Source organism: Frigoribacterium sp. CFBP9029 (assembly GCF_034045305.1).
In the GTDB taxonomy this organism is placed as follows: domain Bacteria; phylum Actinomycetota; class Actinomycetes; order Actinomycetales; family Microbacteriaceae; genus Frigoribacterium.
In genome coordinates this window covers 18,056-29,761 of sequence record NZ_JAXCWB010000016.1, presented here as the reverse complement: position 1 = coordinate 29,761, position 11,706 = coordinate 18,056, and the positions used below count along the sequence as shown (strand labels likewise).

Sequence of the window (11,706 nt, the reverse complement as noted above, 5' to 3'; positions counted from 1 at the left end):
GCCCTCGGTCCAGGTCTCGCGCACGACCGAGCCGACCTCGGGAGTCAGCACAAGCTCAGGCCACCAGGAGTCGCGCCCGTCCGGAAGCGCGCACCACAGTCCCTCCGCGGAGGACACCGATGCGACGGTGATCGACAGCGAGTCAGCGCACATGCTCAGACGCTAGTGCGTCTGCCCGTCACCGGTGCCGATGTGCCGGCCAACGATGGACTATCGCACACCTCCACGCGCGGGATCGTCCGCAGCCGCTCCCTAGTCACGCCTGGTCATCGCGGCGCACTCCGTCGACGATGCGGTCTGCGGCAGCGTGCAACATCGCAGGTTCCACACCATCGAGCAGCTGCGTCGATAGCCCGAGCACGAATGAGTGCACCATCATCGCTTCCACAGCGGGGTGGAGGTCGGCACGGGTCACGCCTGCAGTGAGCCCTCGACGAAGACATGCCTCGATGCGCGCTCGGTCCTCCGCGCGCCGCGCGGCCACGACGGACCTCGCAGCGATGTCGTCGTCCCCGTCCGCGCCGAGGGTCGCGGAGAGCGTGACGAGGCAGCCGCCCGGGTGGGCGGCGTCCGACTGCATGTCGATCGTTCCGTGCAGCATGGAACTGAGAGCCTCGAGTGGATCTCTCGTCAGGTCACCGACGAGCTCGCTCACTCGCCCGGGGCCAGCGGTGTAGTGCTCGACCGCGCGCTCGAACAAGCCTTCCTTCGAGCCGAAGGCACCGTAGAGGCTCGCCGATGAGAGCCCGGTCGCCGCACGTAACTGCGCGATGGATGACGCCTCGTACCCGTGGCGCCAGAACACCAGCATCGCCGCGTCGAGCACCTCATGCTCGACGAAGGCTCTTGGTCGTCCCTGCTGTGGCATCTTCACCCTTTCGGATCGGTCGATCCAGTTTGACACACCTGCCTCGACTCATCAGTATTGGATCGACCATTCCATAAAAAGAACAGAGTGATCGGTGTCCCACCCCCCAACCGAAACGACAGCCAGACAGCGACACCAGGACGAGCGCTCCCTCCCGGTACTGCCACTCGTCCTCATGGCACTCAGCGGGTTCATCATCATCATGACCGAGACGCTTCCAGCAGGCCTCCTACCCCAGCTCGCCGACGCGTTCGATGTCAGCGACGGGACCGCCGGCCAGCTGATCACGGTGTACGCACTCGGCACCGTCGTCGCAGCCATCCCCACGATCGCGCTGACCCGGGGGGCATCGCGCAAGCCGTTGCTCGTCATCGGGCTACTGGGCTTCCTGGTCGCCAACACGCTCACCGCGATCGCGCCGACGTTAGCGATCGCCCTCGTCGTGCGCTTCATCGCAGGCGCCTTCTCCGGCCTGATCTGGGGCATGCTCGCCGGCTACGCCCGCCGTATCGCCGCCCCCGAGCGCGCCGGACAAGCCCTCGCGATCGCAATGGCCGGCACGCCCATCGCCCTCTCCATCGGCACCCCGCTCGGGGCCTGGCTCGGTGCGACAGTCGGCTGGCGATGGTCCTTCGCCGCGGTCTCCGGGATCACGGTGCTCGTCGTCCTGCTCGTGCTCGCGCACGTGCCGAACGCGCCAGGTCAGCGTTCGAGCTCGAGACTCCCCCTCGGCCGTGTACTCGTGATCCCCGGCGTCGCCGTGGTCCTCGCTGTCGTATTCACCTGGATGCTCGCGCACAACCTGCTCTACTCCTACATCGCCCCTTACCTCGCCGGCACGAGCACCGGCATCCGCCCCGATGTCGCCCTTTTCGCCTTCGGCTTGGCGGCACTCGTCGGCATCTGGATCACCGGCGCACTCATCGATCGATCACTGCGGCACCTCGCTCTCATCAGCACGGCGATGTTCATCATCGCCGGAGCACTGCTGCTCGCCGTCCCCACCTCTGCGCCCGCCACGATCGCTGCGATCGCCTTGTGGGGTATCGCCTTCGGCGGCTCCGCAACACAACTGCAGACAGCGATGGGCAATGCCGCCGGCGAGAGCGTAGACGTCGCCAACGCCATGCTCACCACAGCCTTCAACCTCGCCATCTTCGGTGGAGGAGCGGCCGGCGCCATCCTCGTCGACGGCATCGGGCCTGCCGCAATTCCCATCGCGATGATCGCCCTCTCGGCAATCGCCTTGCTGACCGTCGCCCTCGGACGCAGGACAGCCTTCCCGCCGCGCTGACCATCCCCGCCGATCGGAATTTCTGGCCAGAAGCGCCCGGTAAACGATCGTCTATCGGACATTGACGCAGACCCCCTCCCAGGGCCGCCTGTCGTGCTGCGTAGCTCGTATCCTCGGGAGAGTTGGCGCACCTGGTTGGGGGATGACCATGCCCGGGTGCAAGCTCTAGCCTCATGGAAAAGGGAGTCCTCATGAGCGTCGACGTTCAGCGTCCGGTACGCGCGCCGCGGTCGGATGTGCGCGTCTTGGTAGGGACGGGGGCAGCGGTCGGCGCGGGCTGTGCGCTGCTTCTGCCCATCGTGTGGATTGCCGTGTGGGGTGCTTTCGCCGGGCTCGACGGCGCCGGGATCGCGGGATGGGTCGTCGTCGCGCTCGTCTACGCAGTTCCTGCTGCCGTGATCTTCGCCCTCATCGGAGCGGTTGCCGGACTCGTCAGCGCGTCGATATGGCGGCAGCGCCCCCGCTGGGGCAGATCGAGAAGCCAGACATCAGCGGTGTTGGCCACAGCAGCAGTTGTCGGCATCTCAGCAGGCCTAACCCTCTGCCTCTTCTTCGGCGATCCCCTATCCGGTGCAATCGTCGGACTCCTTGCTGCGTTGGGTGCCGGCCTCACGGCGGGATTGAGCCTGCGCCGACTGGCCCGACGAGAGGCGCCGCCCGTTCGGTAGCCGATCCCCTTCCGGGCAGCATCGAGGCGCGGATGGGATCGTTAGACGTGCTCTACCGACTGATGAACGATTACGGCGCCGACTGGCCGTTCTGGCAAGACGACGGCCTCAGCCCCACCGGCACTCCCGCGCTCCCGCCTGACGTCAGCGACGCGGCACTCGCCTGGGCAGCCGAATTTCAAGCGCACTACTCCTACGAGTCGGGATGGCCTGCCGAGGCCGCCGCGCGTAACCATGAGCGCCAGGGCCGCAACCTACTGAAGCTCGTCGAACGAACGCTGACCCTCGAGGACAGCGTCCAGCTCGACTACTGGGAAACCAATTGGCGCAAAGGGCTTTGACACAAACCGCCGCCCGCTAGTCGATTGGTGGCCGAACGCTCGCGCGCACCGGCCAGTCCCCCACAGTCACAGAGTTGGAGGCATCTCGATAGGCCAATCCGAGACTGATCTCGGATAGGGATGGTCGACCGGGCAGAAGGTCATTCCACCGAACGGGCGCCGGTCGCGGCGATGGTCTCGCGGTACGCGTCGATCTTTCGTTCCAGCGCGGCGAGGTGCCGCTGCACCTCCGCCTGCCGAGCGAGGACTGTCGCATGGTGCTGCTCGAGGAGCGCGAGCCGTGCGGCATCGTCAGCGCCTTCTCTGTACGCGGCCGCGTACTCGCGCATCTCCTGCACGTTCATTCCGGTCCCGCGGAGCATCACTGTCCCGGCGAGCCAGCTGAGCGTCGCCGTGTCATACCGTCGCCACCCATCCTGCCCACGCGCAGGAGCCGGCGCGATCCCTTCCTTCTCGTAGTAGCGGATCGTGTCGACCGTGATGCCAAGCAGTTCCGCCGCGGCGCTGATCGTGACCGGCTCGTCGACGTGGACCTCGGGAAGCAACATGGGTTGAGTTTCCCACTTGACATGGTGTGCACACCAGGGTGGAGGGTCGTCATCGTCCGGGTCATCCCGGCAACGAACGGAGAACGCGCATGCAGAAGGTCCCTCTCGGCTCCCAAGGCCTCGTCACGTCCGCACTCGGGCTCGGATGCATGGGCATGAGCGCCTTCTACGGTGGTGCAACCGAAGCCGGCTCCGTCGCGACTATCGGTCGCGCGCTCGACCTCGGGATCACCCTCTTCGACACCGCGGAGGCGTACGGGCCGTTCGAAAACGAGAGGCTCCTTGGCCAGGTGCTCGGCTCCGTTCGAGAGAGCGTCGTCGTCGCGTCGAAGTTCGCCACCGACTTCACCGACGACGGCCAGCCGATCGGTCTCGACGGCTCCCCAGAGCACGCACGACGGGCCATCGACCGGTCTCTCAGGCACCTCGGCACCGACCATGTCGACCTCTGGTACCTCCACCGGGCAGACCCGAACGTCCCGATCGAGGACACCGTCGGCGCGATGGCTGAAGCCGTGACCGCCGGCAAGGCCCGCTACATCGGCGTCTCCGAGACGTCAGCCGAGACCCTGCGCCGGGCGCACGCGACGTTCCCTATCACGGCGATCCAGTCCGAGTACAGCCTCTTCGAGCGCGACGCCGAGCACAACGGCGTCCTCGACACCGCTTCAGAGCTCGGGATCGGGTTCGTGCCCTTCTCGCCGCTCGGCCGCGGGTTCCTCTCCGGCACCGTCACCCGCCAGGACGACCTCCCCGCAGGCGACGCCCGGCGGAACCTGCCCCGGTTTTCCGACGCGGCGATCGATGCGAACCTCCGCGTCGTCGACGCCCTCAAGGTCATCGCTGACGAAAAAGGCGTCACGACGGCGCAGCTCGCACTCGCGTGGCTGGTTCAGGCCGGCACCGTCCCGATCCCCGGGACCACGAAGCCGTCCCGGGTCGAGGAGAACGCCGCCGCTGTCGACGTCGTCCTCACGACTCGCGATCTCGAACGCATCGCAGCTGCCTTTCCTCACGGCGTGGCCGTCGGCACCCGCAACATCGAAGCAGGAATGGCCCGCGACCGCGGCTGACCGAACAGAACACCCCCAGCACCAGCAGGTGCAGCGGGGCGACGCTCGCGTCCGATAGCCGATCCCCTATCGGCGCACCCTAGGGGCACCTGATCGGAATCGACTGTCGACGCGTGAATCGTTAGTCAGTTTTGGGCGAGCCCAGCGAGTCCCGCCACAGGAACAGGTTCCGGCTGTCTCTGGTAGCGAAGACAGGGTTGGGTCGTCCTGATCCTGGAACGACCCAACCCTGTTTGTCAGAAACCATCTGACGCTGTTCCGACCCGATGCGGAACAGGCTTGTTAACGTCCGGATCGGCACCAGCACCGTATTCTCGGCGCTTCGCGGACTCGGGTTGGTCGGTCTCCTCGATGGAGAATGGTGCGCGAGAAACAGAGCTGCACCCACGGCTCGTGCGCGTGGTCAGTGTCGCCCACCGTTTGTCGGCTTGTCACGCTGCGCCTACCCCGCGGAGGACGCAGGACGTCGTGATAGGCGTCGTGAAGGTGTCTTCGATCTCCCAGGACGCCGTCTCGCCGGCAGGGACGTCGACCTTGGTCTGGCCGCTCCCGACGACGGTGCCGCTTGAGACGGTGAAGAAGACGGTCACATCGTAGGTCGCGTCGTCTTTTGTCTCGTTCATGGCGGTTCCCGCGGCAGACCATCCGTTGTCGATCGCTTCGCAGGTATCGAGCGAAACGAAGTCTCGGAGTTTGGCGTCGTTTGGTACATCGCTTGGGACAGTGGTGGCTCCCACGACTCCTTCGGGCTGCCCTTCGATCTGGGGTGCACCGGTCGAGGGCGGCGTCGGTGCCTCTGTTTCGTTTCTATCCTGCTGTGCGCTGGTGCATCCGGTCAGAACGAGGACCGTGCTGAGGACGAGGGCGAACCCTGTCGTGGGAAGCGGGCGTGAAAGGTGGTGCATGGTGAAGGCCTCTCGGGTGGATACGAGGGGGTGGCGGCAGAACCGACACCCCCTCGCGCCAGTCGTTACTCTGCGATCTCTCCGGTGGCGGCTTGGCGCCGGCGGATACCCACCAGGAGTCCCCCGATCAAGAGCAGCCCACCGGCGATCCCCGCAAGACCCAGGAGCCCATCGGTACCGGTGAAGGCCAAGACGGCCGGCGGTGTCACTGTGACCTCGGTCGTCGAGGGAACCGACACCGTCGGTTCACCCGGCGTCACCGGAGGCATACCCGTCGCGACGGCCGTGTTCGATACGGACCCGGCCTGAACGTCACCGAGTGTCGTCTGGTACTGGGCCGTGCAGACGATCGTCTGTCCGGGAGCCAAGGCTGCAGCTCCGTTCGCGCAGACGATCGGACCGAGTGCCCCGGTGCCGGTGAACGTGCCTTCTTGGACGGTGACGTCATTCTGGGTGACGTTGCCGGTGTTCGTGATCGTGAACGAATACGTGATCACCTGTCCGGCTCCCACCACCGAGTCCTTGTCAGCCGTCTTCACGATCTGAAGCGACGGCGAAGGGGTGACGGGCACCGTGACCGTCGACGGGGTCGACGGGTCGGTCGGACCCGTGGGTGTGTTCCCGGTGACCGTAGCCGTGTTCGTCAGCGTCCCTGAATCCACATCGGCCTGAGTGACGACATACGTGGCGGAGTACGACACTTCTTGACCCGGCAAAAGAATCACTGCCTCATCCGGCCCCGTGATGGGTGACAGGTCGCCCGTTCCGGAGAACTCGGTGTCATCGATCACGGGGTCCGTGATCGTCGTGTTCCCGGTATTGGTGACCACGAAGGAGTAGGTGACTGTCTGGCCGGCTTCGGTGATCTCCGTGAGATCAGCGGACTTCACAATCGACAGGGCAGGAGCCTGATCGACCGGGACTATCGCGTCTGACGGTGCCGACGGAATCGGTGCGTTAGGTGTTCCCGGGCCGGAGAACACCGGTGTGCCCAGCGCCCGCGCCTCATTGGTGACCTGACCGGCATTGACATCAGCCTGCGTCAACACGTACGTGGCTGAGAACGTCGCCGACTCACCAGCAGCCAGTAGCGCAACCGACTCGGGAGCGACCGGCGACAGTGCCCCCGTACCGGAGAAAGTGCCTTCCTCGATCTGCACACCGGTCAGCGACACGTTCCCCGTGTTCGTCGCCACGAAGGAGTAGGTCACCTCGGTTCCGACCGCGAACTCATCCTCCGTGACATTCGCGCTCTTCACCACGCTGATACCAGGAGCAGAGGTCGTCGGGACGTCGACGGTCGAGGGCGGTGATGGCGGGAACGGATCCCCACCAGGCGTCGTCCCCGTCGTCGTCGCCGTGTTCGACAGCGTGCCCGCGTCGACGTCGGCCTGCGTCACCACATACGTCGCGGTGAACGTCGCGGACTCACCCGGCGCGAGGACATCGACGGCGGTCGGAGCGAACTCGCTGAGCTCACCGGTGCCCGTGAAATCGCCCTCGACAGGGGCGACATCCGTCGCGGTGACGTTGCCGGTGTTGCTGACCACGAACGAGTACGTGACCGTCTGACCGGCCTCGGTGATCTCCGTCACATCAGCCGTCTTCACGACCTCGAGACCAGGAGCCTGCGTCACTGGGACATTGACCGTCGACGGCGGTGCCGGCGGGAACGGATCCCCACCAGGCGTCGTCCCCGTCGTCGTCGCGGTATTCGACAGCGTGCCCGCGTCGACGTCGGCCTGCGTCACCACATACGTCGCGGCGAACGTCGCGGACTCACCCGGCGCCAGGACACCGACGGCCGTCGGAGCGAACTCGCCGAGCTCACCGGTCCCGGTGAAGTCACCCTCAACAGGGGCGACATCCGTCGCGGTCGTGTTGCCCGTGTTGCTGACCACGAACGAATACGTGACCGTCTGACCAGCCTCGGTGATCTCCGTCACATCAGCCGTCTTCACGACCTCAAGGCCCGGTGCCTGCGTCACGGGGACGTCGACGGTCGACGGCGGTGCCGGCGGGAACGGATCCCCACCAGGCGTCGTGCCCGTCGTCGTCGCGGTATTCGACAGCGTGCCCGCGTCGACGTCGGCCTGCGTCACCACATACGTCGCGGTGAACGTCGCGGACTCACCCGGCGCCAGGACCTCGACGGCCGTCGGAGCGAACTCGCTCAGCTCACCCGTCCCCGAGAAGTCACCCTCATTTGGGGCGACATCGGTGGCCGTGATGTTGCCGGTGTTGCTGACCACGAACGAGTACGTGATCGTCTGGCCAGCCTCGGTGATCTCCGTCACATCAGCCGTCTTGACGACCTCGAGGCCAGGAGCCGGGGTAACCGGGACGTCGACGGTCGACGGCGGTGCCGGCGGGAACGGATCCCCACCAGGCGTCGTCCCCGTCGTCGTCGCCGTGTTCGACAGCGTCCCGGCGTCGACATCGGCCTGCGTCACCACATACGTTGCAGTGAACGTCGCCGACTCACCCGGCGCCAACGTGCCGACCGACACGGGAGCGAACTCGCTCAGCTCACCGGTTCCGGTGAAGTCACCCTCGACAGGGGCGACATCGGTGGCCGTGACGTTGCCGGTGTTGCTGACCACGAAGGAATACGTGACCGTCTGACCGGCCTCGGTGATCTCCGTCACATCAGCGGTCTTCACGACCTGGAGTGCGGGTGTGGGTTCGGTGATCACGACCGCGGTTGAGGGGGGTGTGGTGATGTCGGGGCTGTCGGGGGTGACAGGGGTGCCGGACGCGGTTGCGGAGTTGGATACGACGCCGGCGTCGATGTCCGCTTGTGTCAGGACATACGTGGAGGTGAAGGTGATGGTTTGCCCCGGGGCCAGTGGCCCTGCGGTTGTGGGGTCGATGGCTGACAGGGTGCCGGTGCCGGTGAACTGGGTCTCGGTCACGGTGACGTCATCAACGCTCACATTGCCGGTGTTGGTCACCAGGAACGAGTAGGTCACCGACTCCCCTGCCGTGGTTGCGCCTGCGGGCGACACGCTCTTCACGAGGGTGAGGGCGGGGGTGGGGGTTGTGGGGATCTCGATGGTGGAGCTGGGAGGTGTCGGAACAGGGTCACCACCCGGTGTGGTCCCCGTCGCCGTTGCAGTGTTCGTCAGGTTTCCCGAGTCGATATCGGCCTGGGTGACGACGTACGTCGCCGTGAACGTCGCTGATCCACCGGGAGCAAGAGAGGCAGCTGTGGCCGGTGTGATGGGGCCGAGGTCGCCAGCACCGGAGAAATCGGCTTCCACGGGGCTGACGTCACTGACGGTGACATTTCCGGTGTTGGTGACCACGAAGGAATACGTGACCGTCTGGCCGGCCTCGGTGATCTCGGTCGTGTCAGCGGTCTTCTGGACTGTGATGCTCGGGGCTGGGGTGGTCGGGATCTCGACGGTCGAGCCGGGCGGCGTTGGAACAGGATCTCCGCCGGGAGTGGTCCCGGTCGCCGTCGCGGTGTTCGTCAGGTTTCCCGAGTCGACGTCGGCCTGAGTGACGACGTACGTGGCTGTGAACGTTGCCGACTCCCCCGGAGCCAGCGAGGCCGCAGCGGTTGGTGTCAGCGGTGACAGTGTGCCCGTGCCGGAGAAATCGGCTTCCACGGGGCTGACGTCGGTGACCGTGATGTTGCCATTGTTGGTGACCACGAAGGAGTAGGTGACTGTCTGACCAGCCGCCGTGATCTCCGTTGTGTCCGCAGTCTTCTCGACCGCCAGAGCAGGGCCGGACGTGACAGGAACGGTGACCGTCGAGTCGGGAGGCGTCGGGAATGGGTCTCCTCCCGGGGTCGTGCCAGTGGCGGTCGCGGTGTTCGAGAGTGCACCCGAATCGACATCAGCTTGAGTCACGACGTACGTCGCCGTGAATGTCGCCGAATCGCCCGGGGCGAGAGAGTCAGCCGCGGTCGGTGTGACCGGCGAGATGGTGCCCGTGCCGGAGAAGTCACCTTCGACAGGGCTGACGTCCGTGGCAGTCACGTTGCCGGTGTTGGTCACGACGAAGGTGTACGTGAGCGTTTGACCGGCCGCCGTGATCTCCGTCGTGTCCGACGTCTTTTCGACCGTCAGTGCCGGGGCCGAGGCCACGGGGATGTTGACGCTGGACTCGGGGGTGGTGGGAACGAGGTCGCCACCGGGGGTAGTACCTGTCGCGGTCGCTGTGTTCGTCAGAGCACCTGAATCGACATCAGCCTGTGTCACGACGTACGTCGAGGTGAACGTCGCCGATTGTCCCGGAGTAAGCGTGGCGGGCGTGGTGGGTGTGATGGGACCGAGGTCGCCGGCGCCGGAGAAGGCGCCCTCCACGGGGCTGACGTCGGTGATGGTGACGGTGCCGGTGTTGGTGACGACGAACGAGTAGGTGACTGTCTGACCGGCCTCGGTGATTTCCGTCGTGTCAGCTGTTTTCGCCACCCTCAAGGCAGGGCCGGGGGTGACCGGGATGGTCGCGGTGGACGGGGGCGAGGTGACGGGATCACCGGTGGGCGGTGTTCCCGTGGCAGTCGCCGTGTTCGATGTTGAACCGCGGTCGACATCGGCCTGGGTCAGCGTGTAGGCGGCCGTGAAGGTCGCGGTCTCACCGATTGCAAGCGTTGCCACGGACGCGGGAGTAATCGGGCCGAGGGTGCCGGAACCGGTGAAGCCGGTGTCCGTGACGGTGACGTCCGACAGGGCACTCCCACCGGTGTTCTCGGCGACAAAGGAGTAGTCGACGGTCTGACCGACGGTGTACTGCGCTGGAGCAGAGGGAGTAGCCGTCTTCGTCAGGGTCAGCTCTGACACGGGGTGCACGGTGCAGGAGGTGTCTCCGGCGACGCACTCACCCGGTGGTGCCGTGCCGGTGTCGACGACGTAGTTGGACATGACGTGGTCGCCAGTGTCGGGGTCATTGACCGTGACGGTGTAGGTGAGGGTGGTCTGGCCGCCGACCGGGATGACCCCGGTTATGCGGAAGCTGCCATCGCTGACCGGGCCGAGGGTCAGCGGTGTGCCGGAGGTCACGACCGGGGCCGTAGTGATGGTGGCGTCGTCGAGGACGCCGCTGAGATCGTCGGTCTTGTCGACCTCGGCCGGAGCGGTGCCGTCGGTGTTGGAGAGGACGACGGTATAGGTCACGGTCTGGCCCGGCAGCAGCGCGGTACCGGACTCAGGGGTGGCGGTCTTGTTGACCGTGAGATTCGAGCAAAGGCCGCTGTCCTGTGCTGATGTCGCGCCGTAGAACGCAAGTCCTGTCGCGGCGATGTTCGTGGTCGGGATCGGTGTGGTGGAAGCAGTTGCAGGAAGGGCACCCACTTCGTAGAGACCTCCACCGGAACCGGCGAGGTAAATGCTGCCGCCGCTTTGAGCTGCACCGAATGCTTGGGGAACTGTCCCAATCTGCGTCACTGTTCCGTCGGGGCTGAACCGGAACAGGGCACTGCTGTTCGCAGGCGCCCCGCTGTCGATGCTGGCCACAGCAAGTACGTCACCGTCAGCGAGAGTGAGGAAGTCACCACCCGAGGCGAAACCGGCGGGAAAAGAGGCCTGATAGATCGTCGACACGCCAGTCTCAGTATCCAACTCATAGACAGAACGGTCGCCCGAGGCGCCCATGAGAAGGTTTCCATTAGGTAGAGCGCTGAGGGCGTTCACCGAGACGAAGGGCAGAGCGCCCGTGATGGGAATGGAGCCCGTCTCGGCTCCAGTCGCAGTGTCGATTGTGTAGAGAGTCCCGGGGCGGCTGAAGTTCACGCCGTAGAGCGTCAATCCGTCGCTCGAGAAGGCAATATCTCCGTAGTCCCTGAAGAGCTGGGTCGAGCGGATGAGCGTTCCATCCACTGAGTATTCGTAGAGATCCCTGGTTGCACCGCCGGTGTTGACGAAGATAGTCCCGGGCGGGCACGTGACCGCGGCGCGCGCGCTCTGCGGGAAAACGGCTCCAGTGACAGCAGTGAGCATGCCGACGAGCATCGCGAGAAGAACGGCGAAAGAGATCCGTCGAAATAGTGGTCGACGGCCA

Annotated in this window: 8 protein-coding genes; 4 read left to right on the top strand and 4 right to left on the bottom strand. The window is 65.7% G+C overall.

Features of this window, described 5'->3' with window-relative positions; genetic code table 11:
- Window positions 1–256: 256 nt before the first annotated feature.
- A complete protein-coding gene (locus SOM11_RS14290; protein ID WP_320478454.1) occupies window positions 257–868 on the bottom strand; it encodes a TetR/AcrR family transcriptional regulator in 612 nt (203 codons plus the stop codon).
- A gap of 175 nt (window positions 869–1,043) precedes the next feature.
- Here SOM11_RS14290 and SOM11_RS14285 point away from each other — a divergent pair, with 175 nt between their 5' ends.
- From SOM11_RS14285 to SOM11_RS14275, 3 genes are all read left to right on the top strand, one after another.
- Window positions 1,044–2,162, top strand: coding sequence for an MFS transporter (locus tag SOM11_RS14285; RefSeq protein WP_320478453.1), 1,119 nt, complete (start codon window positions 1,044–1,046; stop codon window positions 2,160–2,162).
- 191 nt (window positions 2,163–2,353) lie between these two features.
- Complete coding sequence (locus tag SOM11_RS14280) at window positions 2,354–2,830, top strand: hypothetical protein (RefSeq protein ID WP_320478452.1); 477 nt, start codon at window positions 2,354–2,356, stop codon at window positions 2,828–2,830.
- A 47-nt stretch (window positions 2,831–2,877) separates the two neighbouring features.
- Window positions 2,878–3,171 (top strand): hypothetical protein, encoded by a 294-nt coding sequence (locus SOM11_RS14275; RefSeq protein WP_320478451.1) that lies wholly within the window; start codon window positions 2,878–2,880, stop codon window positions 3,169–3,171.
- Window positions 3,172–3,311: 140 nt separating this feature from the next.
- Here SOM11_RS14275 and SOM11_RS14270 read toward each other — a convergent pair whose 3' ends face one another.
- Window positions 3,312–3,719 carry a MerR family transcriptional regulator gene (locus SOM11_RS14270; RefSeq protein ID WP_320478450.1) on the bottom strand — a complete coding sequence of 136 codons (408 nt, stop codon included), beginning with the start codon at window positions 3,717–3,719 and terminating at the stop codon, window positions 3,312–3,314.
- Between the two features lie 89 nt (window positions 3,720–3,808).
- Between SOM11_RS14270 and SOM11_RS14265 the strand changes: the two genes are divergently transcribed.
- Entirely contained in the window at window positions 3,809–4,792 is a 984-nt protein-coding gene (locus SOM11_RS14265; protein WP_320478449.1) for an aldo/keto reductase, read from the top strand.
- 431 nt (window positions 4,793–5,223) lie between these two features.
- On the opposite strand, the gene SOM11_RS14260 is transcribed toward SOM11_RS14265, so the two are convergent.
- Both SOM11_RS14260 and SOM11_RS14255 read right to left on the bottom strand, forming a co-directional pair.
- Window positions 5,224–5,529: a hypothetical protein gene (locus SOM11_RS14260; RefSeq protein ID WP_146856843.1), complete on the bottom strand. Its 306-nt coding sequence runs from the start codon at window positions 5,527–5,529 to the stop codon at window positions 5,224–5,226.
- A gap of 233 nt (window positions 5,530–5,762) precedes the next feature.
- Window positions 5,763–11,645, bottom strand: a complete 5,883-nt coding sequence (locus tag SOM11_RS14255) for a DUF7507 domain-containing protein (RefSeq protein ID WP_320478448.1) — start codon at window positions 11,643–11,645, stop codon at window positions 5,763–5,765.
- Window positions 11,646–11,706: the final 61 nt, after the last annotated feature.

Excerpts from the sequence above, each read along its gene's own strand:
- SOM11_RS14290 (WP_320478454.1), bottom strand. The coding sequence starts at position 868 with ATGCCACAGCAGGGACGACCAAGAGCCTTCGTCGAGCATGAGGTGCTC.
- SOM11_RS14255 (WP_320478448.1), bottom strand. The coding sequence starts at position 11,645 with ATGCTCACTGCTGTCACTGGAGCCGTTTTCCCGCAGAGCGCGCGCGCC.
- SOM11_RS14285 (WP_320478453.1), top strand. The coding sequence starts at position 1,044 with ATGGCACTCAGCGGGTTCATCATCATCATGACCGAGACGCTTCCAGCA.
- SOM11_RS14270 (WP_320478450.1), bottom strand. The coding sequence starts at position 3,719 with ATGTTGCTTCCCGAGGTCCACGTCGACGAGCCGGTCACGATCAGCGCC.
- SOM11_RS14265 (WP_320478449.1), top strand. The coding sequence starts at position 3,809 with ATGCAGAAGGTCCCTCTCGGCTCCCAAGGCCTCGTCACGTCCGCACTC.
- SOM11_RS14280 (WP_320478452.1), top strand. The coding sequence starts at position 2,354 with ATGAGCGTCGACGTTCAGCGTCCGGTACGCGCGCCGCGGTCGGATGTG.